Annotated in this window: 21 protein-coding genes and 1 pseudogene; 16 read left to right on the top strand and 6 right to left on the bottom strand. The window is 72.0% G+C overall.

Going from position 1 to position 25,306, the window contains the following annotated elements:
* Positions 1 to 121: 121 nt before the first annotated feature.
* On the top strand, positions 122 to 1,975 hold the full coding sequence (locus ACH4KB_RS28175; RefSeq protein ID WP_398068662.1) for an ABC transporter transmembrane domain-containing protein: 1,854 nt from the start codon (positions 122 to 124) through the stop codon (positions 1,973 to 1,975).
* Positions 1,972 to 3,753, top strand: coding sequence for an ABC transporter ATP-binding protein (locus tag ACH4KB_RS28180; RefSeq protein WP_398068663.1), 1,782 nt, complete (start codon positions 1,972 to 1,974; stop codon positions 3,751 to 3,753). Before ACH4KB_RS28175 ends, ACH4KB_RS28180 begins: the two co-directional genes overlap by 4 nt.
* Positions 3,754 to 3,776: 23 nt before the next feature.
* Here the strand turns inward: ACH4KB_RS28180 and ACH4KB_RS28185 are convergent, their stop codons facing one another.
* Positions 3,777 to 5,339, bottom strand: coding sequence for a fused MFS/spermidine synthase (locus ACH4KB_RS28185; RefSeq protein WP_398068664.1), 1,563 nt, complete (start codon positions 5,337 to 5,339; stop codon positions 3,777 to 3,779).
* Between the two features lie 278 nt (positions 5,340 to 5,617).
* Here ACH4KB_RS28185 and ACH4KB_RS28190 point away from each other — a divergent pair.
* A pseudogene (locus ACH4KB_RS28190) lies at positions 5,618 to 6,611 on the top strand (aminoglycoside phosphotransferase family protein).
* 126 nt (positions 6,612 to 6,737) lie between these two features.
* Positions 6,738 to 8,099, top strand: a complete 1,362-nt coding sequence (locus ACH4KB_RS28195) for an NAD(P)/FAD-dependent oxidoreductase (protein WP_398068665.1) — start codon at positions 6,738 to 6,740, stop codon at positions 8,097 to 8,099.
* A 45-nt stretch (positions 8,100 to 8,144) separates the two neighbouring features.
* Here the strand turns inward: ACH4KB_RS28195 and ACH4KB_RS28200 are convergent, their stop codons facing one another.
* Both ACH4KB_RS28200 and ACH4KB_RS28205 read right to left on the bottom strand, forming a co-directional pair.
* Complete coding sequence (locus ACH4KB_RS28200; protein ID WP_398068666.1) at positions 8,145 to 9,683, bottom strand: ATP-dependent DNA ligase; 1,539 nt, start codon at positions 9,681 to 9,683, stop codon at positions 8,145 to 8,147.
* A 92-nt stretch (positions 9,684 to 9,775) separates the two neighbouring features.
* Complete coding sequence (locus ACH4KB_RS28205) at positions 9,776 to 10,567, bottom strand: metal-dependent hydrolase (protein WP_398068667.1); 792 nt, start codon at positions 10,565 to 10,567, stop codon at positions 9,776 to 9,778.
* Positions 10,568 to 10,704: 137 nt separating this feature from the next.
* On the opposite strand from ACH4KB_RS28205, the gene ACH4KB_RS28210 reads away from it, so the two are divergent.
* The gene (locus tag ACH4KB_RS28210; protein WP_398068668.1) at positions 10,705 to 13,218 is read left to right on the top strand and encodes a DEAD/DEAH box helicase; all 2,514 of its coding nucleotides are present in this window, start codon (positions 10,705 to 10,707) and stop codon (positions 13,216 to 13,218) included.
* A 46-nt stretch (positions 13,219 to 13,264) separates the two neighbouring features.
* A complete protein-coding gene (locus ACH4KB_RS28215) occupies positions 13,265 to 14,140 on the top strand; it encodes an acyl-CoA thioesterase (protein ID WP_398068669.1) in 876 nt (291 codons plus the stop codon).
* A 120-nt stretch (positions 14,141 to 14,260) separates the two neighbouring features.
* Here the strand turns inward: ACH4KB_RS28215 and ACH4KB_RS28220 are convergent, their stop codons facing one another.
* The gene (locus tag ACH4KB_RS28220; protein WP_398068670.1) at positions 14,261 to 14,515 is read right to left on the bottom strand and encodes a DUF6011 domain-containing protein; all 255 of its coding nucleotides are present in this window, start codon (positions 14,513 to 14,515) and stop codon (positions 14,261 to 14,263) included.
* Between the two features lie 327 nt (positions 14,516 to 14,842).
* Here ACH4KB_RS28220 and ACH4KB_RS28225 point away from each other — a divergent pair, with 327 nt between their 5' ends.
* Positions 14,843 to 15,367 carry a GNAT family N-acetyltransferase gene (locus tag ACH4KB_RS28225; RefSeq protein ID WP_398068671.1) on the top strand — a complete coding sequence of 175 codons (525 nt, stop codon included), beginning with the start codon at positions 14,843 to 14,845 and terminating at the stop codon, positions 15,365 to 15,367.
* A gap of 50 nt (positions 15,368 to 15,417) precedes the next feature.
* Positions 15,418 to 15,906 (top strand): glutathione peroxidase, encoded by a 489-nt coding sequence (locus ACH4KB_RS28230; protein ID WP_398068672.1) that lies wholly within the window; start codon positions 15,418 to 15,420, stop codon positions 15,904 to 15,906.
* Between the two features lie 59 nt (positions 15,907 to 15,965).
* Here the strand turns inward: ACH4KB_RS28230 and ACH4KB_RS28235 are convergent, their stop codons facing one another.
* On the bottom strand, positions 15,966 to 17,192 hold the full coding sequence (locus tag ACH4KB_RS28235) for an acyl-CoA dehydrogenase family protein (RefSeq protein ID WP_398068673.1): 1,227 nt from the start codon (positions 17,190 to 17,192) through the stop codon (positions 15,966 to 15,968).
* Positions 17,193 to 17,379: 187 nt separating this feature from the next.
* Between ACH4KB_RS28235 and ACH4KB_RS28240 the strand changes: the two genes are divergently transcribed.
* Positions 17,380 to 18,042 (top strand): TetR family transcriptional regulator, encoded by a 663-nt coding sequence (locus ACH4KB_RS28240; RefSeq protein ID WP_398068674.1) that lies wholly within the window; start codon positions 17,380 to 17,382, stop codon positions 18,040 to 18,042.
* A gap of 30 nt (positions 18,043 to 18,072) precedes the next feature.
* On the opposite strand, the gene def is transcribed toward ACH4KB_RS28240, so the two are convergent.
* On the bottom strand, positions 18,073 to 18,618 hold the full coding sequence (gene def / locus ACH4KB_RS28245) for a peptide deformylase (RefSeq protein ID WP_381752144.1): 546 nt from the start codon (positions 18,616 to 18,618) through the stop codon (positions 18,073 to 18,075).
* Between the two features lie 114 nt (positions 18,619 to 18,732).
* Between def and ACH4KB_RS28250 the strand changes: the two genes are divergently transcribed.
* From ACH4KB_RS28250 to ACH4KB_RS28280, 7 genes are all read left to right on the top strand, one after another.
* A complete protein-coding gene (locus ACH4KB_RS28250; protein WP_398068675.1) occupies positions 18,733 to 19,971 on the top strand; it encodes a MurT ligase domain-containing protein in 1,239 nt (412 codons plus the stop codon).
* A gap of 34 nt (positions 19,972 to 20,005) precedes the next feature.
* A complete protein-coding gene (locus ACH4KB_RS28255) occupies positions 20,006 to 20,734 on the top strand; it encodes a type 1 glutamine amidotransferase (RefSeq protein WP_398068676.1) in 729 nt (242 codons plus the stop codon).
* 175 nt (positions 20,735 to 20,909) lie between these two features.
* Positions 20,910 to 21,935, top strand: a complete 1,026-nt coding sequence (locus ACH4KB_RS28260) for a 6-phosphofructokinase (RefSeq protein ID WP_398068677.1) — start codon at positions 20,910 to 20,912, stop codon at positions 21,933 to 21,935.
* Positions 21,936 to 22,089: 154 nt separating this feature from the next.
* Complete coding sequence (locus ACH4KB_RS28265) at positions 22,090 to 23,040, top strand: cytochrome c oxidase assembly protein (RefSeq protein WP_018957916.1); 951 nt, start codon at positions 22,090 to 22,092, stop codon at positions 23,038 to 23,040.
* Positions 23,041 to 23,106: 66 nt separating this feature from the next.
* Positions 23,107 to 23,265, top strand: a complete 159-nt coding sequence (locus tag ACH4KB_RS28270; RefSeq protein ID WP_398068678.1) for a hypothetical protein — start codon at positions 23,107 to 23,109, stop codon at positions 23,263 to 23,265.
* Positions 23,266 to 23,472: 207 nt separating this feature from the next.
* Positions 23,473 to 24,189: a lysophospholipid acyltransferase family protein gene (locus ACH4KB_RS28275; protein WP_398068679.1), complete on the top strand. Its 717-nt coding sequence runs from the start codon at positions 23,473 to 23,475 to the stop codon at positions 24,187 to 24,189.
* Between the two features lie 85 nt (positions 24,190 to 24,274).
* Positions 24,275 to 25,303 carry an NAD-dependent epimerase/dehydratase family protein gene (locus ACH4KB_RS28280; protein WP_398068807.1) on the top strand — a complete coding sequence of 343 codons (1,029 nt, stop codon included), beginning with the start codon at positions 24,275 to 24,277 and terminating at the stop codon, positions 25,301 to 25,303.
* Positions 25,304 to 25,306 lie beyond the last annotated feature (3 nt).

The raw sequence follows: 25,306 nt of genomic DNA on the forward strand, positions 1-25,306 counted from the left end.
GCAGGGTGGCGGAGGGGGCCGGAAAACCGGTTGCCCCGGACCGGGACGAACAGGGAACCTTGCACGTCACCCCGTTCTTCGAGGTCCGTCCGGATCTCCGTTTCACAAGCCCTGGGACGTCATGCAGATTCGCGACCTTCCGTATTCGGATCCCGGCGACCCCGATGTCCGCTCAGGCCCTCGATTCCTCTACTGGCTCGGGCGCAACCAGCTCGCGGGGCAGCTGAAGGCCCTCTCCTGGGGGCTGCTGCACCAACTGGGCATCGCCGGTCTCCCCGTCACCGTGGGACTCGCCGTCCAGGCCGTCATCGACCGCTCCGGGGGGCGGCTCGCCCTGGCCGGCGGCCTCATCGTCGCCCTCGGCGTCCTGATCGCCGTCGGCGACACCATGCTCCACCGGACCGCCGTGACCAACTGGATCACCGCCGCAGCCCGGGTCCAGCAACTGCTCGCCCGCAAGACCGCCGAGCTGGGCTCGGCGCTGACACGCCGGGTCGCGGCCGGTGAGGTCGTCGCCGTCTCGACCGGCGACGTGGAGAAGATCGGCTGGTTCGTCGAGGCGCTCTCCCGCTTCGCGGCCGCCGCCACCGCCCTCGTGGTGATCTGTGTGGGGCTGGCGTTCTACCTCCCCTCCCTCGGCCTGATGGTGGCGCTCGCCATGCCGGTGCTCGCCCTGGCCGTGCTGCCGTTGCTGCCGCGCGCCACCCGGCGCGCCGACGAGCAGCGCGAGAAGGCGGGCAAGGCCACCGAGCTGGCCTCGGACACGGTCGCCGGCCTGCGTGTGCTGCGCGGTATCGGCGGCGAGGAGCTGTTCCTCGGCCGCTACCGCCGCGCCTCCCAGGAGGTCCGCCGGGCGGCGGTGCGCTCGGCCCGGATGTGGGCGCTGATCTCGGCGGTGCAGGTGCTGCTGCCGGGCATCCTGCTGATCTCCCTGGTCTGGTACGGGGCGACGCTGGCCCGGGACGGCCGCATCGACGTCGGCCAGCTGGTCACCGTCTACAGCGCGGCCACCCTGATGCTGTTCCCGCTCCGTCACTTCGAGGAGATCGCGATGGCGTACTCCTTCTCCCGGCCGTCCGCCCAGCGTGCGGTGCGCGTGCTGTCGCTGCGCCGCAGTGCGCGGGAGGCCACCGTCGAGGGGGTGACGCCCTCCGGTGATCTGTACGACCCGGCGACCGGGCTGATGGCCCCCCGGGGGCAGTTCACCGCCGTCGTCTGCGGCGACCCGGACGAGGCGGGCCGGCTGGCCGAACGGCTCGGCGGGCACGCGGAGACCGGCGAGGAGGAGGGGGCGGAAGGCGGGGAGGCTTCGGCGACGACTCCGTCGGTGCTGCTCGGCGCGGTCGCCCTGGACGAGATCCCGCTGGACGCCGCACGGATCGCGGTGCTGGTCCAGGACAAGGACCCGGTGCTGCTGTCCGGCACGCTCCAGGAGCTGCTGGACATCCCGGCCTCGGGCCTGGTCACTGCCGAGGCGGCGTTGGAGGCGGCCCAGTGCGGTGACGTGCTGAGCGCCCTGGCACAAGCCTCCCCCGACAACGACGGGGACCCGATGCGGACCCGGATCACCGAGCGCGGCCGGTCCCTGTCCGGCGGTCAGCGCCAGCGCCTCGCGCTGGCCCGGTCGCTGGTCACCGACCCGGAGGCGCTGGTGCTGGACGAGCCGACCTCCGCGGTCGACTCGCACACCGAGGCGCGGGTCGCCGCCGGGATCGCGAAGCTGCGTCGGGGCCGTACGACGGTGGCGTTCGCCTCCTCCCCACTGCTGCTCGACGCGGCCGACCGGGTGGTGCTCGTCCACGAGGGCACGGTGGTCGCCGTGGGAACCCACCGCGACCTGCTGCGCACCGAACCCCGCTACCGGGCGGTCGTCACCCGGGAGACCGACGACGAGGCGGCCGCCGCGAGCGCGCTGAATAGCGTCGCCGAAGTCCCCGCCATGAAGAGCACCCAGGAAATCGAGGAGAGGGCATGATCGGCGTCGCACCCCCGGCGTACGACCCGGCGGCCCCGGAGTCGGCGACGACGCTGCCCGTGGGCACGCCGACGACCGTGCGGAGTTACGTACGGAGTCTGCTGCGCAGGCACCGCAGGGCGTTCGCCGTCCTGATCACGGTCAACGCGGTGGCGGTGATCGCCTCGATCACCGGACCGTATCTGCTGGGCGGGCTGGTGGAGGACCTGTCCAACGGCGTCACCGACCTGCGTCTGGAGCGCACCGCCGCGATCTTCGCGGTCGCGCTGGTCATCCAGGTCCTGTTCACGCGCAGCATGCGGCTGCGCGGGGCGATGCTGGGCGAGGAGATGCTCGCCGACCTGCGCGAGGACTTCCTCGTACGGTCCGTCGGGCTGCCGCCCGGGGTCCTGGAGCGGGCCGGGACCGGCGATCTGCTGGCCCGGATCACCACGGACATCGACCGGCTGGCGAACGCGATGCGCGAGGCCGTGCCGCAGTTGGCGATCGGCGTCGTCTGGGCCGGTCTGCTGATCGGTGCGATGACGGTGACCGCTCCCCCGCTGGCGCTGGCCGTGCTGGTCGCGCTGCCGGTGCTGATCGTGGGCTGCCGCTGGTACTTCCGCCGCGCCCCCTCGGCGTACCGCTCGGAGGCCGCCGGTTACGCGGCCGTCGCCGGGGTCCTCGCGGAGACCATCGACGCGGGGCGGACGGTGGAGGCGCACCGTCTCGGCGACCGCCGGGTGGCGCTGTCGGACCGGCGGATCACGGAGTGGACGGCCTGGGAGCGGTACACGCTGTTCCTGCGTTCGGTGCTGTTCCCCGTCATCAACGCGACGTACGTGACGATCCTCGGCGCGGTACTGCTGCTCGGCGGCTGGTTCGTGCTGGAGGGCTGGATCACGATCGGGCAGCTGACGACGGGCGCGCTGCTGGCCCAGATGATGGTCGACCCGATCGGTCTGATCCTGCGCTGGTACGACGAGCTCCAGGTGGCCCAGGTGTCGCTGGCCCGGCTGGTCGGTGTCCGGGAGATCGAGCCGGACGCGGGCGACGCCGGGGTCGGTCCGGACGGCCGGGACGTGCGGGCGAACGATGTCCGCTTCGGGTACCGGGAGGGCGTCGACGTGCTGCACAAGGTGTCGCTCGACGTGGCTCCGGGCACCCGGATCGCCCTGGTCGGCCCCTCCGGCGCGGGCAAGTCGACGCTGGGCCGGCTGCTGGCGGGAATCTACGCGCCGCGCACCGGTGAGGTGACGCTCGGCGGGGCGGAGCTGTCGCGGATGACGGCCGAGCGGGTCCGCGAGCATGTGGCCCTGGTCAACCAGGAGCACCACGTGTTCGTCGGCTCGCTCCGGGACAACCTCCTGCTGGCTCGCGACGGGGCGAAGGACGCTGAGCTGTGGGCGTCGCTGGCCGCGGTCGACGCGGACGGCTGGGCGAAGGCCCTGGAGAAGGGGCTGGACACCGAGGTCGGCTCGGGCGGGTTCGCGCTGACCCCGGCGCAGGCCCAGCAGATCGCGCTGGCCCGGCTCGTGCTGGCCGATCCGCACACGCTGGTGCTGGACGAGGCGACCTCGCTGCTGGACCCGCGGGCCGCCCGCCATCTGGAGCGTTCGCTGGCCCGGGTGCTGGAGGGCCGCACGGTGGTGGCGATCGCGCACCGGCTGCACACCGCGCACGACGCGGATGTGATCGCGGTCGTGGAGGACGGCCGGATCAGCGAGCTGGGCAGCCACGACGAGCTGGTGGCGGCGGACGGCGCGTACGCGTCCCTGTGGCGGTCCTGGCACGGGTGATCCCCCCGCGGGCGGACCGGGGATCACCGGGCCGTCCGCGTGCGGTCGGGCTGAAGGAGCTGGTCGACGGGCGCGTGGTCGTCGGTGAGGATCCGGGCGTCCCCGGTCCAGGTGGCGAGGTCGTCGCCGGTGGTGATCTTCCAGCCGACGTCCCGGGCGTCCAGGGCTTCCTGGATCGCGGGGGCGTCGACGGGCCGGCCGGAGGCGACCACCACCAGGTTGCCGCCCACGGTGGACGCGGTCGGGTCCAGCCCGATGTCCGCGGGCTTCCCGAGAAGGGCGACGTGCTCGAAGGTCGCGGCGAGGGTGGCGGCCTCGGCGCGGGCGAAGGCCAGCTCGCCGTGGTCGATGAGGTTGACGACGTACAGGCCGTCCTCGTCGAGCGCCCGGCGGACGTCTCCCAGCGCCTGCGACGTCGTGAGGTGCCACGGCACGCTGACGCCCCCGAAGGCATCGCCCACCACCACGTCGTGGCTGCCCGCCTCCAGCCCGCGCAGGCCCAGTCGGCCGTCCTCCACTTTCACGTCGATGCCGGTGGCGGTCGATGACCCCAGGCCGAACCGGTCACGGTCGATGCGCACGACTCCGCCGTCGATCTCGGAGACGGTGCTGCGGGTCCCGGGGCGTACGGCCGCGAGGTAGCGGGGGAAGGTGAGGCCGCCGCCCCCGATGTGGTGGGCGGTCAGCGGCTCACCCCGGGGGAAGGCGGTGTCGACCACCGAGGCGATGGCGCGCACGTAAGCGAACTTCAGGTGCGTCGGGTCCTCGACGTCGACGTAGGAGTGGCTCAGGCCGTCGAGGACGAGGGTGCGGCCGCTGTCCCGGTCGGGGTCCGTGACGATCTGGGCGCAGTGGTAGCGGGTCTCCGCGTCGCAGCCGCCGGGGGCGAACGCGGTGGCGAGGGAGCCCGCGACGACGGTGGCGAGGGCGACGGCCGCGGCGCGTCGCCGGCGGTGGGCCCGCCATCCGACCAGTGCGGCGCCGAGCACCAGCAGTGTGCCGAGGCCGATCAGGATGGAGCTGACGGGCAGCCGCGAGACCAGGACGAATCCGGTGAGGACGGTGCCGACGATGGCGCCGAAGGTTCCCACGCCCGACAGCCGCCCGACGACCGTGCCGGTCTCGGCGAGGCTGGTGAGCCGCAGCTTCGTCACGAACGGGGTCACCGCGGAGAGCAGCGCGCCGGGCACCAGGAGCGTCGCCGATGCGACCAGCAGGAGCAGCGCCGGCGACCACTGGGCGGTGGTGCGCAGGAGGAGCGGGGTGAGCGCGACGACCACGCCCGACACCCCGAGCGCAGGCGCGATGAGCCGGAGCGGGTCGACCTGGTCCGCGACGCGCCCGCCCAGCCAGGAGCCCAGCGCGATGGCGGTGAGGGCGATGCCGATCACCATCGTGCTGGTTTCCAGGGTGAGGCCGAGGTACGGGGCCAGCAGCCGAAGGGCGACGATCTCGACCACCAGGACCGCGGCCGATGATCCGAACACGAGGATCGCGGCGGCGCGGGGTCCCAGGCCGTGATCGTGGGGCGGGGCGTCCGCCGAGGGTGGGTCGTCGGCCACGGGCGAAGGGGGCGAGGTGGTCACCGCAGCATCCTCGCACGGGGCGCGGCAGCCGAACTCCCGCTGTTCCAGGGGACGGAGAGGGGATGGAGAGGGCGGGGCCACCGGTCGCGCGGGACGGGAACAGGTGTTCCCGGAAATTCTTGGTGCGCACGCTCCGGGGCCGGTGGTCCCATGATCCGGTGCGCGGAGATGACGGAACCACAACCGACGGAACCACGGCCGAGAAGACCACAACCGACGGAACCGCGGCCGAGAAAGCCACGGCCGACGGAACCACGGCCGAGGAAACCACGGCCGACATGCCCACGACCGTGGACCGGGGGCGCTTCCCGGACGCCGTGAGCCCCTGGGAGGACCCGGCCTGGCGGGCGGAGGCCCTCGCCTGGGTGACCGGGGGCCTCGCCGCCCACGGGCTGCGGGAGACCGGGCCGCGAACGGTGCGCCCGCGCCCCTGGTCGGTGCTGGTACGGCTGACCGTCGCGGGGCCGACACCCGTGTGGTTCAGGGCCGCTCCCCGCCGCGGCGTTCGAGGCGGGGCTATCCGAGGCCCTGGCGCACTGGGTCCCGGAGCGGGTGCTGACCCCCGTCGAGGCTCCACGCGGCTGGCTGCTCACTCCGGACGGCGGCCCGGTGCTGCGGGACGTGCTGGAAGGACTCGAAGGAGGCGCCGTCGACCTCCGGTACTGGGAGGAGCCGCTGCGCCAGTACGCCTCGATGCAGCGGGCGCTGACCCCGTACGCGGACGCGATCGAGGCGCTCGGTGTGCCGGCGGCCCGGCCGCGCTCGCTGCCTGCGCTGTTCGACCGGCTGGTCGCGGAGAACGCCGCGCTGACCCGGGAGGACCGGGCGGCCCTGGGGGCGCTGCGGCCCCGGATGGCGGACTGGTGCGAGGAGCTGGCGTCGTCGGGGGTGGCGGACTCGCTGGACCACGCCGATCTGCACGAGAAGCAGCTCTTCGCGCCCGTGGGCGGCCGGTACGCGTTCTTCGACTGGGGCGACGCGCTGGTCGGGCATCCGTTCTCCAGCCTGCTGGTGCCCGCCCTCGCGGCCCGTGAGCGCTGCGGCCCCGGGGTGCTGCCCCGGCTGCGGGACGCCTATCTGGAGCCGTGGACCGGCGGGGGCGTCACGACGGCCGGGCTGCGGCGTGCGGTGAGCCTGGCCTGGCGGCTGGCGCCGCTCGGCCGGGCCGCCTCGTGGGGGCGGATGTTCCCCGTACGGCCGGGTGGCGCTGTGCCAGGGGGCGCCGAGGCCGCGTACTGGCTGCGCGAGCTGTCGGTCGCCCCGCCCCTGTGAGCGGCCCCCGTTCACCCCTGTCAGGAGGCGGATGCCGGGGCGCCCGGTTAAGGATGAGAGGTGAATCACCCGGTAAACGGGGCAGGCGAGCGCAGAACCACGCAAGCCCGAGAAGGGACGAAGACCGTGGCACCACCCAGGATTCTCGTCGTCGGCGCCGGCTTCGCAGGCGTCGAGTGCGTACGCCGCCTGGAGCGCAGGCTCGCTCCGGGAGAGGCCCAGATCACGCTCGTCACACCGTTCTCCTACCAGCTCTATCTGCCCTTGCTCCCCCAGGTGGCATCCGGGGTGCTCACACCGCAGTCCGTCGCGGTCTCGCTGCGCCGCAGCAGCCGCCACCGGACGAGGATCGTGCCGGGCGGGGCGATCGGCGTGGACACGCAGGCGAAGGTCTGCGTGATCCGGAAGATCACGGACGAGATCGTCAACGAGCCGTACGACTACATCGTGCTGGCGGCGGGCAGCGTCACCCGGACCTTCGACATCCCGGGGCTGCTGGACAACGCCCGGGGGATGAAGACGCTGGCCGAGGCCGCCTACGTCCGGGACCACGTCATCGCCCAGCTGGATCTGGCGGACGCCAGTGACGACGAGGCCGAGCGGGCTTCCCGGCTCCAGTTCGTGGTGGTCGGCGGCGGTTACGCGGGCACCGAGACGGCCGCCTGCCTCCAGCGCCTGACCACCAGCGCGGTCCGGCACTATCCGCGGCTGGACCCGCGGCTGATCAAGTGGCATCTGATCGACATCGCGCCCAAGCTGATGCCGGAGCTGGGCGACAAGCTGGGGCAGGCCGCCCTGGAGGTGCTCCGCAGGCGCAACATCGAGGTGTCGCTCGGGGTCTCGATCGCGAAGGCGGGGCCGGAGGAGGTCACGTTCACCGACGGCCGGGTGCTGCCCTGCCGGACCCTGATCTGGACCGCCGGAGTGGCCGCCAGCCCGCTGATCGCCACGCTCGGCGCGGAGACCGTACGCGGCCGGCTCGCGGTGACCCCGCAGCTGAACCTGCCGGGCGCGGACGGGGTGTTCTCGCTCGGCGACGCCGCGGCGGTGCCCGACCTCGCGAAGGGCGACGGGGCGGTCTGCCCGCCCACCGCGCAGCACGCGATGCGGCAGGGCAAGGTCCTGGCGGACAACCTGGTCGCCTCGCTGCGTCACCAGCCGCTCAAGGACTACGTGCACAAGGATCTGGGACTCGTCGTGGACCTCGGCGGCAAGGACGCCGTGTCCAAGCCGCTGGGCATCGAGCTGCGTGGTCTGCCCGCGCAGGCGGTGGCGCGCGGCTACCACTGGTCGGCGCTGCGGACGAACGTCGCGAAGACCCGGGTGATGACGAACTGGATGCTGAACGCGGTCGCCGGTGACGACTTCGTACGGACCGGGTTCCAGTCCCGGAAACCGGCGACGCTGCGGGACTTCGAGTACACGGACGTCTATCTGACGCCCGAGCAGATCAAGGAGCACACGGCGGCGACGGTCATCAAGCACTGAGCCGTCACACACGTCCGAGCGCGTCCCGGGTTCCCCGGGGCGCGCTCACGGGTGCCGGGACAGGACCGTCTCCACGGTGTCCGCCTCCTGTGCGGTCTTGTCCTCCCGGTAGCGCAGGACGCGGGCGAACCGGAGGGTGACCCCGGCGGGGTAGCGGGTGGAGCGCTGGAGTCCGTCGTAGGCGATCTCCACGACGAGTTCCGGGCGTACGGTGACGACATGGCCGTCGTCGTCGGTCGCCAGCTCCCCCAGCCGCTCGGTCTGCCAGTCCAGCAGGGCGTCCGTGAGCCCCTTGAAGGTCTTGCCGAGCATCGCGAACGTGCCGTCGGGCCGGCGGGCGCCCAGGTGCAGGTTGGAGAGCTTGCCGGTGCGCCGGCCGCTGCCCCGCTCGACGGCCAGGACCACCAGGTCCAGGGTGTGCACCGGCTTCACCTTCAGCCAGGACGCGCCGCGGCGGCCCGCGCTGTAGACGGCGGCCAGATCCTTGACGACGACTCCCTCGTGACCGCGCTCCAGGGTGTCCGCCAGGAACGCGTCGGCCGCGGCGCGGGCCTCGGGGTCGTCCGGGTCGGCGACGAGGGTGCGCCGGACCCGAAGGCTCTCGGGGAGCAGCCGGGCCAGGGCAGCGTGGCGGTCGGCGAAGGGCCGGTCGAGCAGGTCCTCGTCATCCACGAGAAGGACGTCGAAGAAGACGGGAACGATGGGCACGTGCGCCGCGGCCCCGGCCACGTCCCGCCGTGATCCCACCCGGGAGGCGGTCTCCTGGAACGGCCGGGGCCTGCCGTCCTCCCCCAGCGCGATCAGCTCGCCGTCGAGGACGAAGCGGCGCGCGTCGAGCGCGGCGACGGCGGTGACCAGTTCGGGCAGCCGGTCGGTGATGTCGTCGAGGGTCCGGGTGTACGCGCGGATCCGGTCGCCGTCCCGGTGGACCTGCACCCGGATCCCGTCGAGCTTCTCCTCGACCGCCGCGCACGGGCCCAGCTTGTCGAGGGCCTCGCCCACCGAGGCGGCGCTCCGCGCGAGCATCGGCTGGACGGGCCGCCCGACGGTGAGGCGGAAGCCGGCGAGCGCTCCGGGTCCGTCGGCGAGGAGGACCTTGGCGACCTCCTGGAGGGACCCGGCGAGCATCACCGCCCGCCGGACGTCGGCGGGCGGTGCTCCGGCGGCGTGGGCCAGGGCGTCGGCGGCGACGGCGTCCAGGGCCCCCTGGCGTACCTCGCCGGTGAGCAGGGCCCGCAGGAAGCGCTGCTCCCCGGCGGTGGCGGCGGCGAACAGGGCGCGCAGGCGCCTTTGGCGCAGGGCCTGGGAGCCGGGGCCGGAGGTGGCGGCCAGGGCGGTCAGCTCGGCGTCGACACCGGTGACGGTGAGCGTGGGCTCGGCGGCCGGTTCCACGGGGTCCCCGAGGCTCCGCCAGCCGACGCCGATGCGGCCCTGGGGCAGCCGTCCGGCGAGGTAGGGGATGACGACGGGGACGTCCTCGGGTGCGGCGTCCCGGAAGAGGCCGGCGAGGAGCGCCGTCTTGCGGGACCGGGCGGAGGTGGCGGCGACCTCCAGGGAGACCTGGGCGAGCTCGGCGAGCAGCATGCTGCCATGGTGCTACGGGGCGGCGCGCGTCGCCCGCTCGCGCGGGACCGGCCCGGACGCCCCCGGAGGCGGCCCGGACGCCGCGAGGGGCGTCATATGTAGTTCAGGGCCGCGGCCCCGCCGACTCCCCCGAGGACCATGAAGGCCGGCATCAGTACCTTCATCTCCACCCAGCTGCCGGCCCGGAAGCGCATGAACTTGGGAGGGCCGAGCGGGTACCAGCGTTTGCGGCCGATCGGGATGGGCCACAGGATCGGGCAGCCCGAGACGGTCAGCGCGTCGCCGATGTCGTGGACCAGGGCGCCGAGCACGATGGGCAGGCCGAGCCACAGATACTCCTGGCCGGGGGCGTCGAAGAGCCAGCCGGCCCCGTTGCCCGGCTGGTCCAGGACGCCGGCGAGGATCCAGGCGCTGGTGGCGCCGAGCAGCCAGACGAGGACATCGCTGGAGACCCGGGCGGCCCGCCACAGCAGGCCCTCGACCGCCAGCACCAGGTGGACGAAGAGGATCGCGAGAACGGCCCAGCGCCCGCCGAAGATCGCCGCGGCGGAACAGCCGCCGCCGACGAGGACGGCCCACAGCCAGGTGTGGGTCAGCGTCCGGTGGCCGCCGGTGCGGCGGGGGTCGGCGGTGCTCCTGGTGGCCTTGTAGACGGCGAAGGAGAGCTTGTCGACGATCTCGCAGAGGGTCTTGGAGACGGGTCCGAAGGCGCGCGAGATGGTCGCGGACTTGTGGTCGAGGTCGGGGGCGAGCGCGGCTCCCGCGCAGATCAGCGCCCCGACGACGAGGACGGGCCAGGGCATCGTGTGGCCCGCGGCGGCGGCCGCCGCGCCCACCCCCAGCCAGGCCGCTGCTCCTGACAGAGAGTGTGCCGGTCCCATCATGGTCTTTTCCCGCCCCAGTGCTTCGTACGCCCATCACCGTTGGGGCGCGGGCAGGTTGAGACCGCAGCGTATCGTCAGTGATCTTCGTGCCGTCCGCCGGTTCCCTCATCCGGGCCGAAGACAGGCAAGATGGGGGCGTGACCCTCATCGACCAGCTGCCCAAGACACCCGACCCGGACGCCCTCTTCGAGGCCTTCTCCTCATGGACCGAGAGCCAGGGCATCACGCTTTATCCGGCTCAGGAGGAGGCGCTGATCGAGGTGGTCTCCGGGGCGAACGTGATCCTTTCCACCCCGACCGGCTCCGGGAAGAGCCTGGTGGCGGCGGCCGCGCACTTCACGGCGCTGGCGCAGGACAAGGTCACCTTCTACACGGCGCCGATCAAGGCGCTGGTGTCGGAGAAGTTCTTCGACCTGTGCAAGCTCTTCGGCACCGAGAACGTCGGCATGCTCACCGGCGACGCCTCGGTCAACGCGGACGCCCCGGTGATCTGCTGTACGGCCGAGGTGCTGGCCTCCATCGCGCTGCGCGACGGCAAGTACGCCGACATCGGTCAGGTCGTGATGGACGAGTTCCACTTCTACGCCGAGCCGGACCGGGGCTGGGCCTGGCAGATCCCGCTGCTGGAGCTTCCGCAGGCCCAGTTCGTGCTGATGTCGGCGACGCTCGGCGACGTCGCGATGTTCGAGAAGGACCTGACCCGGCGTACCGGCCGGCCCACCACCGTGGTGCGCTCCGCGACCCGTCCGGTGCCACTCAGCTACGAATACCGCTTCACGCCGATCACCGAGACGCTGACCGAGCTGCTGGACACCCGGCAGTCGCCGGTCTACATCGTGCACTTCACGCAGGCGGCGGCCGTGGAGCGGGCGCAGTCGCTGATGAGCATCAACATGTGCACGAAGGAGGAGAAGGAGAGGATCGCCGATATGATCGGCGGCTTCCGCTTCACCACCAAGTTCGGCCAGAACCTCTCCCGTTACGTACGCCACGGCATCGGGGTGCACCACGCGGGGATGCTGCCGAAGTACCGCCGCCTGGTGGAGAAGCTGGCCCAGGCGGGTCTGCTGAAGGTGATCTGCGGGACGGACACGCTGGGCGTAGGCGTCAACGTGCCCATCCGTACGGTGCTGTTCACGGCGCTCACCAAGTACGACGGCACCCGGGTGCGGACCCTGCGCGCGCGGGAGTTCCATCAGATCGCGGGCCGGGCCGGTCGGGCCGGGTTCGACACGGCCGGCTTCGTCGTGGCGCAGGCCCCCGAGCACGTCATCGAGAACGAGAAGGCCGTCAAGAAGGCGGGCGACGACCCGAAGAAGAAGCGCAAGGTGGTGCGCAAGAAGGCCCCGGAGGGCTTCGTCGCCTGGTCGGAGACCACCTTCGACAAGCTGATCCAGTCCGATCCGGAGCCGCTGAACTCCCGCTTCCGGGTCACGCACACCATGCTGCTCGCGGTGATCGCCCGCCCGGGCAACGCGTTCGAGGCGATGCGGCATCTGCTGGAGGACAACCACGAGCCGCGCCGGGCGCAGCTGCGGCACATCCGGCGGGCCATCGCCATCTACCGCTCGCTGCTGGACGGCGGAGTCGTCGAGCAGTTGGAGACGCCGGACGCCGAGGGCCGGATCGTCCGCCTGACGGTCGATCTCCAGCAGGACTTCGCGCTGAACCAGCCGCTCTCCACGTTCGCGCTGGCCGCGTTCGACCTGCTGGACGCCGAATCCCCCTCGTACGCGCTGGACATGGTCTCGGTCGTCGAGTCGACGCTGGACGACCCGCGTCAGATCCTGGCCGCCCAGCAGAACAAGGCGCGCGGCGAGGCCGTGGGGCAGATGAAGGCGGACGGGGTCGAGTACGAGGAGCGGATGGAGCGGCTCCAGGAGGTCACGTACCCGAAGCCGCTGAGCGAGCTGCTGTGGCATGCCTACGACGTGTACCGCACGAGCCACCCGTGGGTGAACGACCACCCGGTGTCGCCGAAGTCGGTGATCCGGGACATGTACGAACGCGCCATGACCTTCACGGAGTTCACCTCGCACTACGAGCTGGCCCGGACCGAGGGCATCGTGCTGCGGTATCTGGCGAGCGCGTACAAGGCGCTGGAGCACACGATCCCGGACGACGTGAAGTCGGAGGACCTCCAGGACCTGATCTCCTGGCTCGGCGAGATGGTGCGCCAGGTGGACTCCAGTCTGCTGGACGAGTGGGAGCAGCTGGCCAACCCCGAGGTGGAGACCGCCGAGCAGGCCCAGGAGAAGGCGGACGAGGTCAAGCCGGTCACGGCCAACCCCCGCGCCTTCCGGGTGCTGGTGCGCAACGCGATGTTCCGCCGGGTGGAGCTGGCCGCGCTGGACCGGGTCCGGGACCTGGGCGAGCTGGACGGCGACGCCGGGTGGGACGAGGACGCGTGGGGTGAGGCGATGGACGCGTACTGGGACGCGCACGAGGAGATCGGTACCGGTCCGGACGCGCGCGGTCCGAAGCTGCTGAAGATCGAGGAGGACCCGGCGCACGGGCTGTGGCGGGTCTGGCAGGCGTTCGCCGACCCGGCGGGCGATCACGACTGGGGCATCAAGGCCGAGGTGGATCTCGCGGCGTCCGACGAGGAGGGCCGGGCGGTCGTCCGGGTCACCGAGGTCGGCCAGCTGTGAGGAGTCCTCGGGCGAGCGAGCGGACACCGGAATGGAGAGGTACGGCATGACGAACCCGGCCGAGCGCCTGGTCGACCTTCTCGACCTGGAGCGGATCGAGGTCAACATCTTCCGCGGGCGCAGCCCCGAGGAGTCCCTGCAACGGGTCTTCGGCGGGCAGGTCGCGGGCCAGGCGCTGGTGGCGGCGGGCCGGACCACCGACGGGGACCGGCCGGTGCACTCGTTGCACGCCTATTTCCTGCGGCCGGGCCGTCCCGGAGTGCCGATCGTGTACCAGGTGGAGCGGGTGCGGGACGGCCGGTCGTTCACCACGCGCCGGGTGACGGCGGTCCAGGAGGGCCGGACGATCTTCAACCTGACGGCGTCGTTCCACCGCCCCGAGGAGGCGGGCTTCGAGCACCAGCTGCCGCCGGCCCGGATCGTCCCGGACCCGGAGGAGCTGCCGACGGTGGCCGAGGAGGTGCGCGAGCACCTGGGCGTACTGCCGGAGGCGCTGGAGCGGATGGCCCGGCGGCAGCCCTTCGACATCCGGTACGTCGACCGGCTGCGCTGGACGAAGGACGAGATCAAGGACGCGGACCCGCGGAGCGCGGTGTGGATGCGGGCGGTGGGCCCGCTGGGCGACGACCCTCTGGTGCACACCTGCGCGCTGACGTACGCGAGCGACATGACGCTGCTGGACGCGGTCCGCATCCCGGTGGAGCCGCTGTGGGGGCCGCGCGGCTTCGACATGGCCTCGCTGGACCACGCGATGTGGTTCCACCGGCCGTTCCGGGCGGACGAGTGGTTCCTGTACGACCAGGAGTCGCCGATCGCCACGGGCGGCCGGGGGCTGGCGCGGGGCCGGATCTACGACCGTTCGGGTCAGCTGCTGGTGTCGGTGGTGCAGGAGGGGCTGTTCCGGCGGCTGGCGAGCGGCTGAGGGCTGTCCCGCCGGGTTGTTCACGCGGGCTGATCGGGGGTTGGCCTCCGAGTGCGGCGAGAGTGCGTGCACGACGCGGCGGGGCAGGCGGCACTTTGGCGACAGGGCCCGGAGCACGCTTCACGTGCCGGGCAGCGGGTCCTGGTCGACCTCGTGGCGGCGGGTGCGGATGTCCGGCGGCGCCGGGTGCAGCTTGGCGTCGCAGGACGGTCCGAGGCCGGCCCGGCGCGAGCCGGTCCCGGTGAGGGGCCGGCCGCAGAGGCGGCAGCGGACGAGAGGGCGGCCCCGGTGCTGCTCGCCTTCGGCGGCGGGGTCCCCGGCGGCGGCTCCGGTGGCACCGGGCAGCGGTTCGGGAAGGGCGTCGGAAATCTGCACACGCCGATCCTGCCAGTACGTCGCCGCGGCCGGCCGCGGGTTTCGCGATGGGCAGGCGAACCGGGTGCGTCGATCCTCCACGAGGACGCATCCGTGCCCGGTATCGAGCAGCGCAGCTGGGTACAGGCACGATGGAGGTGGCGGTCGCCGGGATGACGCACACCGTGCGCACGGGGGACTGCCTCCGCTTCCGGCCGCACGCACCCTCCCGCCTCCGCCGCGCGGGCCACGGGCGGACCCGCTGCGCCCTGCTCATCCCGCCCCGGCCTTACCGCCCGTCCCCTCCTCGCCGCCAGTGACCCGTTCCGCCGTGAAAGGACCCCGCACATGACCGAGATCGTCCACGTGTCCGCCCCCGAGCTGGTCACGTACGCCGACGAGCTGGCCTGCCTCCTGGTCGAGACCGTCGATGAGGGGTCCTCGGTGGGCTTCCTCGCCCCGTTGGACCGGGAGGTGGCCGCCGCCTGGTGGCGTGAGCGGGCCACCGACGTGGAGGCGGGGCGGATCGGCACCTGGATCGCCCGTGAGGGCGGGCGGGTCTCGGGGACGATCGCCCTCGTCCGTGCTCCGCTGCCGAACGCCCGGCACCGCGCGGAGGTCGCCAAGCTGATGGTCCGGCCCTCCGCGCGCGGCCAGGGGCTCGGCGGGGCGCTGCTGGCCGCGGTCGAGGCGTACGCGGCGAGCGAGGGCATCACGCTGCTGGTCCTGGACACCGAGAGCGGCAGCCTGGCCGAGCAGGTCTACCGCAAGGCGGGCTGGACGGAGGTCGGGAGTGTGCCGGGATACGCGGCGGATCCGGCGGGCAGCCTCAAGTCGACCACCTTCTACTACAAGGAGCTCGCCGCTCCGTGAGCGGTGGGCGGCACCATGGGCACCACCACGCAATGATCAGGGAGAGTTTCATGACGCTGCACGACATTCCGCTGCGCACCCTCGCGGGCGAGCCGACCACGCTGGGCGCGTACAGCGGCCGGGCCGTCCTCGTGGTGAACGTGGCCTCCAAGTGCGGGCTCACCCCGCAGTACGAGGGCCTGGAGCGGTTGCAGCAGAACTACGGGGACCGGGGCCTGACCGTGCTCGGTGTCCCGTGCAACCAGTTCGCCGGGCAGGAGCCGGGGAGCGCGGAGGAGATCCAGAGCTTCTGCTCGACGACGTACGGGGTCACCTTCCCGCTGCTGGAGAAGATCGACGTCAACGGCGCGGACCGGCATCCGCTGTACGTGGAGCTGACGAAGCTGGCGGACGCGGACGGGGAGGCCGGGGACGTGCAGTGGAACTTCGAGAAGTTCCTCGTCTCGCCGGCCGGTGAGCCCGTCGCCCGCTTCCGGCCGGGCGCCGGGCCCGAGGCCACGGAGGTCGTGGCGGGGATCGAGGCACAGCTGCCCGGCTGAGTACGCGGGAAGGGGGCGGCTCGGTTCGTGTGTCCCCGGCCGCCCCCCTCCTCTCGCCGTCAGCGGATCGGCATGCCCGACAGGGTGCGGGCGATCACCAGGCGCTGGATCTCGCTGGTGCCCTCGAAGATGGTGTAGATGGCCGCGTCGCGGTGCATGCGCTCGACCGGGTACTCACGGGTGAAGCCGTTGCCGCCGAGGATCTGGATCGCCTGCGCGGTGACGTCCCGGGCGGTCTCGCTCGCGTACAGCTTCGACATGGAGCCCTCGGCCGAGGTGAACGGCTTGCCGGTGGTGGCCATCCAGGAGGCGCGCCAGACCAGCAACCGGGCGGCGTCGATCCGGGTGCGCATGTCGGCGAGCTGGAAGGCGATGCCCTGGTTGTCGATGATCGGGCGGCCGAACTGGCTGCGGGTCTTCGCGTAGTCGAGGGCGACCTCGTAGGCGGCGCGGGCGGTGCCCACGGCCATCGCGCCGACGGCCGGGCGGGACGCCTCGAAGGTGGCCATCGCCGCGTTCTTGACGCGTTCGCCGCCGGACTCGGCGCGTTCCCGGGCGCGGGCGAGGCGCTCGTCGAGCTTCTCCTTGCCGCCGAGCAGGCAGTGTCCGGGGACGCGGACGTCCTCCAGGACCACCTCGGCGGTGTGTGAGGCGCGGATGCCGTGCTTCTTGAACTTCTGGCCCTGGGAGAGGCCGGGGGTGTTCGGCGGCACGATGAAGGAGGCGTGGCCCTTGGAGCCGATGTCGGGGTCGACGACGGCGACGACCACATGCACGTTGGCTATGCCGCCGTTGGTCGCCCAGGTCTTGGTTCCGTTGAGGACCCACTCGTCCTTGGCCTCGTCGTAGACGGCCCGGGTGCGCATCGAGGCGACGTCCGATCCGGCGTCGGGCTCGGACGAGCAGAAGGCGGCGACCTTCACGTCGTCGGCGTCGCCGTACATCTGCGGGATCCAGGTGCCGATCTGCTCCTCGGTGCCGTTGGCGAGGACGCCGACGGCCGCCAGGCCCGTACCGACGATCGACAGGGCGATGCCCGCGTCGCCCCAGAAGAGCTCTTCCATGGCCATGGGGATGCCGAGGCCCGTAGGGTCGAAGAACTGCTGGGCGTAGAAGTCGAGGGAGTAGATGCCGATCTTGGCCGCTTCCTGGATGACGGGCCAGGGCGTTTCCTCACGCTCGTCCCACTCCGAGGCGGCGGGGCGGATGACATCCGCCGCGAAGCCGTGGAGCCACTCCTTGACCTGCTTCTGGTCGTCGTTGAGCTCAAGCGTGAACTCGGCCATGTTCCCCTCCAGGCACTGCGGCGAAAATCATGTGTTACTTCCGGTAACCACAGTCTGTTACCGGCAAGTAGGTACTGTCAACCGCCACGGAGCCGATCAGGCGCCCGCCCCGCGGAGTGTTACGTTGCGCGGGCGTGCAGAGGCGATGCGACGGCATCGCGTGGCCAGGGGTGGGAGAAGAGACGACATGGAGACCGCACGAAGCGCCGAGCGACAGCGGACCGCGGCCGAGCGCCGTCGCCGCGAGTTGCTGGAAGCGGCGGACCGGGTGGTGCTCAGGGACGGACCGCAGGCCTCGATGAACGCCATCGCCGCCGAGGCCGGGATCACCAAACCCATCCTCTACCGCCACTTCGGGGACAAGGGCGGCCTCTACCGCGCCCTCGCCAAGCGCCACACCGACGCACTGCTCGGCGCCCTGCGGGCCGCCCTGGACGCGCCCGCCGGCCGGCGTGAGCGGGTGGAGTCGACGCTCGACACCTATCTCGCCGCGATCGAGGCCCGCCCCCAGGTCTACCGCTTCCTGATGCATCCCGCCGACGGTACTGCCGCCGACACCGCCCCCTCCCCCGAGCAGGGCTTCGACGTCGGCCGGCACTCCGCCCCGCTGCTGCGCCGCCTCGGCGAGGAGCTGGGCCAGGTGATCGCCGAGCGCGTCGACCTGGGCCCGGACAGCGAGCAGATGGCCCGCATCTGGGGGCACGGGATCGTCGGCATGATGCACGCGGCGGGCGACTGGTGGCTCGGCGACCGGCCCTGCTCCCGCGAGCGGCTGGTGAGCAGCCTCGCCGATCTGCTGTGGGGCAGGCTCGCGGAGGCGGGCGACCTCCAGGGCGGCCCTGGGTTCTGACCCGCTCCGGCCGCCGGAGCCCGGCAGGCTTCAGTCCTTGCGCGCCCACGGTGCGCGGCGCGCCGCGCGCAGCGCCCGGGTGCGCCGCAGCCCGGTCAGCCGGTCGGTGTAGACCGTGCCCTCCAGGTGGTCGCACTCGTGCTGGAGGCACCGGGCGAACCATCCCGTCCCGGCGATCCGGACCGGCTCGCCGGTCATCGTGAGGCCCTCGACGACCGCGTGGTCGAAGCGGTCCGTGCCCGCTTCCAGACCGGGAAGTGACAGACAGCCCTCCGGTCCGCGTACGGTGAGTCCGTCCGCCTCGACCAGTTCGGGATTGACCACGTGTCCCAGATGGCGGACATCGTCGTCGTCCGGGCAGTCGTAGACGAACACCTTGAGCGGGACGCCGACCTGATTGGCGGCGAGCCCGACACCCTGCGCGGCGTACATCGTCGCGAACATGTCCTCGACCAGCCGCGCCAGCGACGGGCCGAAGTCCGTGACGTCCTCGCAGGCGCGGTGGAGCAACGGGTCGCCGAGCAGACTCATCTCACGGACCAGTCCGGAGCTGCCGGGGATCGGGCGGTTTCGCATGGCGGCAAGGTTACGTTCCGCCGGGGCCGGGGAGTTCCCGTGGTGCCGCGGTGCGGTCGCCGCGCCGGACATCGATAGGCTGGGCGCGGACCGATGCAAGGAGGATCTAGGACGATGGCAGGCAACACGGAGCCGTTGTCGCCGCGGGCCAAACTGGCCGTGACGGCGGGCAAGGCCGCGGCGGCGGTGTCACGCGCCGCGGGGCGGGGCAGCGGATCGGTGATCGGCGGCCGGGTGGCGCTCAAACTCGACCCCGACCTGCTGGGGCGGCTGGCGCAGCACCTGGACGTGATCCTCGTGTCGGCGACGAACGGCAAGACGACCACCACGCGGCTGATCGCCGAGGCGCTGCGGGCCGCCGGGCCCGTCGTGTCGAACGCGCTCGGCGCGAACATGCCCGCGGGCATCACCTCGGCGCTGGCCGGCGGCTCGGACGCGAAGTTCGGCGTGATCGAGGTCGACGAGAAGTATCTGGCGGGTGTCGCGCGCGACACCACGCCCAAGGCGATCGCCCTGCTCAACCTCTCGCGCGACCAGCTGGACCGCGCGGCGGAGACCCGGATGATGGCCGAGCACTGGCGCGAGGGCCTCTCCGGCTCGAAGGCCGTGGTCATCGCGAACGCGGACGACCCGCTGGTCGTCTGGGCGGCCTCCTCCTCGGCCAACGTGGTGTGGGTGGCGGCCGGCCAGGCGTGGAAGGACGACGCCTGGTCCTGCCCGTCCTGCGGCGGTGTGATGCAGCGCCCGGGCGACGACTGGTTCTGCGGGCAGTGCGGTTTCCGCCGCCCCGCCCCGAGCTGGGCGCTCAACGGCGACTACGTCCTGGACCCGCACGGTTCGGCGTGGCCGATCCACCTCCAGCTGCCGGGCCGGGCGAACAAGGCGAACGCCACCAGTTCCGCCGCCGTCGCCGCCGTCTTCGGCGTGCCGCCGCAGGTCGCGCTGGAGCGGATGTACCAGGTGCAGGCGGTGGCCGGACGCTATGACGTCGTCACCTTCCAGAACCGTGAGCTGCGTCTGCTGCTGGCGAAGAACCCGGCCGGCTGGCTGGAGACCTTCTCGCTGATCGACCCGCCGCCGACGCCGGTGATCCTCTCGGTGAACGCTCGCGGCGCGGACGGCACGGACACCTCCTGGCTGTGGGACGTGGACTACACGCAGCTGGCGGGTCACCCGATCTTCGTGCTCGGCGACCGGAAGCTGGACCTCGCGGTCCGCCTCGAAGTGGCCGGTCTCGACTTCCGGGTCTGCGAGACGCTCGACGAGGCCGTGAGTCACGCACCGCCCGGCCGCATCGAGGTCATCGCCAACTACACCGCCTTCCAGGATCTGCGCCGTCGTGTCGGCAACTGACCCCGGCCCCGGCCACCTCCGGAGAGGACGAAGCATGAGCAACAACGGTCTGCGTCTGGTCTGGGTCTACCCCGACCTGCTCAGCACCTACGGCGACCAGGGCAACGCCCTGGTCGTGGAGCGGCGTGCCCGGCAGCGCGGTCTGGACGTGCAGCGCGTCGACGTGCGCAGCGACCAGCCGGTGCCGACGTCCGGCGACATCTATCTGATCGGCGGCGGTGAGGACCGGCCCCAGCGCCTGGCGGCCGAGCGGCTGCGCCGCGACGGCGGGCTGAGCCGGGCCGCGTCCAACGGCGCGATCATCTTCTCGGTCTGCGCGGGCTACCAGATCCTCGGGCACGAGTTCGTCAACGACCTCGGCGAGCGCGAGGCCGGTCTCGGGCTGCTGGATGTGGTCTCCACCCGCGGCGAGGGCGCGCGGTGCGTCGGCGACGTACTGGCGGACATCGACCCGCACCTCGGGCTGCCGCCGCTGACCGGGTTCGAGAACCACCAGGGCGTCACCCATCTCGGCCCGACGGCACGGCCGCTGGCCCGGGTGCAGTTCGGGCGGGGCAACGGCACCGGGGACGGCACGGAGGGCGCGTACAACGACACGGTCTTCGGGACGTACATGCACGGCCCCGTGCTGGCCCGCAACCCGCAGATCGCCGATCTGCTGCTGAAGCTGGCCCTCGACGTGAACGCGCTGCCGCCCACCGACGACCGCTGGTACGACGCGCTGCGCGCCGAACGGATCGCCTCGGCGACCCAGCCCGCCTGAGGCGCTTTCCGCTCGCCTGAGCGGTGTCCGCCTGAGGTGATTTCCGCTCGGTTGAGCGGAGTCCAGCAGGCGGACGGCCGGTTCGGTCCCGCCACCCCGCGCCGGTAGGGTGGCGGGGATCCAACCGGACGACGTGGTCCGGTCGTCGACTTAACGTTGCAAAGGTTTCCGGGCCATGCGCATTGGCGTACTCACCTCCGGCGGCGACTGCCCCGGCCTCAACGCCGTCATCCGTTCCGTCGTGCACCGCGCGGTGGTGGACCACGGCGACGAGGTCATCGGCTTCCACGACGGCTGGAAGGGCCTGCTGGAGTGCGACTACCGCAAGCTCGATCTTGACGCGGTGGGCGGCATCCTGGCCCGCGGCGGCACGATCCTCGGTTCCTCCCGGGTCCAGCCCGCGCATCTGCGGGACGGTGTGGAGCGCGCCCGCGGCCATGTCGCGAACCTCGGTCTGGACGCCATCATCCCGATCGGCGGCGAGGGCACCCTCAAGGCCGCGAACCTCCTCTCCGAGGCCGGTCTCCCGATCGTCGGCGTCCCCAAGACCATCGACAACGACATCGCCTCCACCGACGTCACCTTCGGCTTCGACACCGCCGTCGGCGTCGCCACCGAGGCCCTGGACCGGCTGAAGACCACCGCCGAGTCGCACCAGCGGGTGCTGATCGTCGAGGTCATGGGCCGTCACACCGGCTGGATCGCCCTGCACTCGGGCATGGCCGCCGGAGCCCACGCCATCGTGGTGCCCGAGCGCCCCTTCGACATCGACGAGCTGGCCGAGCTGGTCGGCAAGCGCTTCTCGGCGGGCAAGAAGTTCGCCATCGTGGTGGTCGCCGAGGGCGCCAAGCCCCGCGAGGGCTCCATGCAGTTCGAGCAGGGCGTCAAGGACATCTACGGTCACGAGCGGTTCGCCGGGGTGGCCACGCAGCTTTCCGGGGAGCTGGAGCAGCGGCTCGGCAAGGAGGCCCGCCCGGTCATCCTCGGCCACGTCCAGCGCGGCGGCACGCCCACCGCGTACGACCGGGTCCTGGCGACCCGGTTCGGCTGGCACGCGGTGGAGGCGGCGCACCGGGGCGAGTTCGGAATGCTGACCGCACTGCGCGGCACCGACATCGTGATGGTCCCGCTGGGCGAGGCCGTCGAGACGCTGAAGACGGTCCCCGCCGAGCGGTACGCCGAGGCGGAGTGCGTGCTCTAGAACACCTCGCCCACCTCGTCCATCTCGTCAGGACACCGCGTCAGGACACGTCGTCCCAGAACTGCCCCCGGCCACAACCGCGACCGGGGGCAGTTCTACTCTGGACCGGACAACCGGCACGAAACGGGGACGTGTCCCCATCGGGAGTGAACAGATGGATCACAGCGGGCACGGCATGAACATGGATCTGCCGCCGTTCACGCTGGGGCGGGGGCTGGAGCTCTCCGTCGACCCGTTCTTCCTGACCGGCTGCGTCCTGGCGCTCGCCCTGTACGGGTACGGCGTGGTGCGGCTGCGTCGGCGCGGGGACGGCTGGCCGGTGAACCGGATCGTGTTCTTCACCGTGGGCGTGCTGAGCATCGCGCTGGTGATGTGCACCAAGCTCAACGACTACGGCATGGTCATGTTCAGCGTGCACATGGTGCAGCACATGGTGATCAGCATGCTGTCGCCGATCCTCCTGCTGCTGGGCGCCCCGGTGACGCTGGCACTGCGCGCGCTGCCGCCGGCCGGGCGGGGGCGGACCGGACCGCGCGAGCTGCTGCTGAAGCTGCTGCACAGCCGGTACATGAAGATCATCTCGCATCCGGTCTTCACGATCCCGCTGTTCATCGCGAGCCTCTACGCGCTGTACTTCACGCCGATCTTCGACTTCCTGATGAGTTCGAAGCCGGGCCACATCGGGATGATGGTGCACTTCCTCGCGGTCGGCCTGGTCTTCTTCTGGCCGATCATGGGCGTGGACCCGGGCCCGCACCGGCCCGGCTATCTGATGCGGATGCTGGAGCTGTTCGCGGGGATGCCGTTCCACGCGTTCTTCGGGATCGCGCTGATGATGGCGTCGACGCCGATGGTGGAGACGTACGAGAACCCGCCGGCCTCGCTCGGCATCGACGCCCTGAGCGACCAGAACTGGGCGGGCGGCATCGCCTGGGCGTTCAGCGAGATCCCCTCCGTGCTGGTGCTGATCGCGCTGGTCTTCCAGTGGTACCGCTCCGAGCAGCGCACCGCGCGGCGCACCGACCGGGCGGCGGACCGCGACGGTGACAAGGAGCTGGCGGCGTACAACGCCTATCTCGCGTCATTGCAGGCGCGCGGACAGTAGCGCGGAGGGCGCGTACGGGGTGACCATGGGGACAACGGCCGCGCGGCCGACGAGGAGCGTGCGCGCATGTCCGGATCGACGAAGACCATGGGATACATGACCGGCGGGGCCCTGTTCGCGGTGACCGCGTACACGGTGGCGCTGGGAAGCAGTGGCTGGCTCTGGTTCGGCTGGGTGGTGCTGGGTCTGTGCACCCTCGGCATGCTGGCCACGCAGGACACCTGAGCCCGCGGGACGGTCTCGGCAGCGGGTGAGGACGCCTGACGGGCCCGGAGGCGGGTACGAGCGGGGAGACCGGTTCGCTACGGTCGCACGGTGGTGCCCGGGTCTACGCTGTAGCGCCCCGGCACCACCGTGACCTGGTAGTACGCAGCCCTGAACCCGGCAGTACAGCCCTGACGCCGACCCGGCAGAGCGAGGTGCACCCGCAAGGTGTTCTATTACGTCCTGAAATATGTCGTGCTGGGGCCCGTCCTGCGGCTGCTGTTCCGGCCCCGGATCGAGGGCCTGGAGCACCTCCCTACGGGCGGTGCGGCGATCGTCGCGGGCAACCATCTCTCCTTCTCCGACCATTTCCTGATGCCGGCCATCATCAAGCGCCGCATCACCTTCCTGGCGAAGGCCGAGTACTTCACGGGTCCGGGCATCAAGGGCCGCCTCACCGCGGCCTTCTTCCGCAGCGCGGGCCAGATCCCGGTGGACCGGTCCGGCAAGGACGCCGGGCAGGCGGCCATCCGCGAGGGGCTCGGCGTGCTGAGCAAGGGCGAGCTGCTGGGGATCTACCCGGAGGGCACCCGCTCGCACGACGGCCGGCTCTACAAGGGCAAGGTCGGGGTCGCGGTGATGGCGATCACCGCGCAGGTGCCGGTGATTCCCTGCGCCATGGTCGGCACCTTCGAGATCCAGCCGCCCGGCCAGGTCATGCCGAAGATCAAACGGGTCGCGATCCGCTTCGGCGAACCGCTGGACTTCTCCCGCTACGCGGGCATGGAGAACCAGAAGGCCGCGATCCGGGCCGTGACGGACGAGATCATGTACGCGATCCTCGTACTCTCCGGCCAGGAGTACGTGGACGAGTACGCGGCCAAGGTGAAGGCGGCCGAACAGGAGTCCGCGCCGCCGAGGAAGTTCCCCAAGCTGCGACGCTGAGCGCGAATACGCCACCGGCAGAGCGCCCTCGCCCCGGCGGATCGGCTCCCCTAGCGTCGGGCCCATGAGCAAGGGACACGCATGGGTGCTGGGAGCGACGGGCCAGATCGGGCGGGCCGCGGTGCGGGCGCTGGCCGCGGACGGCTGGGAGGTCACCGCGGCCTCGCGCGGTGGCGGCCGGGACGAGGGATGGGACGCCGGGGTCCGGGCGGTGGCGCTCGACCGTGACGAGGAGGGGGCGCTGGAGAAGGCGCTGGGCGACGGCTGTGACGTACTGGTCGACATGGTGGCGTTCGGCGGCGCGCACGCCCGGCAGCTGACGGGGCTGGCCGGCCGGATCGGATCGGCCGTCGTCATCTCCAGCGGGGCGGTGTACGAGGACGACCGGGGCCGCAGCTTCGACACGCAGGCTTCGATCGACGGTTTCCCCCGCTTCCCGGTGCCGCTGCCGGAGAGCCGGCGCACGGTGGCACCGGGTGACGCCTCGTACGCGACGCGCAAGGTCCTGCTGGAGCGGGAGCTGCTGACGGCGGGCGAGGAGCTGCCGGTGACACTGCTGCGCGCGGGCGCGGTCCACGGCCCGTACTGCCGCACCCCGCGCGAGCTGTACGTGGTGAAGCGGCTGCTGGACGGGCGCCGGCGGCGGGTGTTCGCGTACGGCGGGGAGAGCCGCTTCCATCCGGTCCATGTGTCCAACGCGGCGGAGCTGATCCGGCTGGCCGCCGGGCGGCCGGGATCACGTGTGCTGAACGCGGCGGACCCCGAGGCTCCCACGGTCGCGGAGATCGCATCGGCCATCGACGACGTGCTCGGGCGGGAGACGGAGACGGTGCTGGTCGACGGCCCTTCCCCGGAGGGGCATGTCGGGGTGACACCGTGGAGCGGCGCCCACCCCGTGGTCTACGACATGACGGCCGCCGAGGAACAGCTCGGGTACCGCCCGGTGACCGGGTACGTGGAGTCGCTGCCGGAGACGGTCGAGTGGCTCGCCGGGCAGCTCGCGGAGCGCGACTGGCGGGAGGCGTTCCCGAAGATGCTCGCCAACTACGGGGCCTGGCTCTTCGACTACGCGGCGGAGGACGCCTGGCTGGAGGCGTACGACCGGGGGCGGTGAGCG

Source organism: Streptomyces sp. NPDC017520 (assembly GCF_044329855.1).
In the GTDB taxonomy this organism is placed as follows: Bacteria; Actinomycetota; Actinomycetes; order Streptomycetales; family Streptomycetaceae; genus Streptomyces.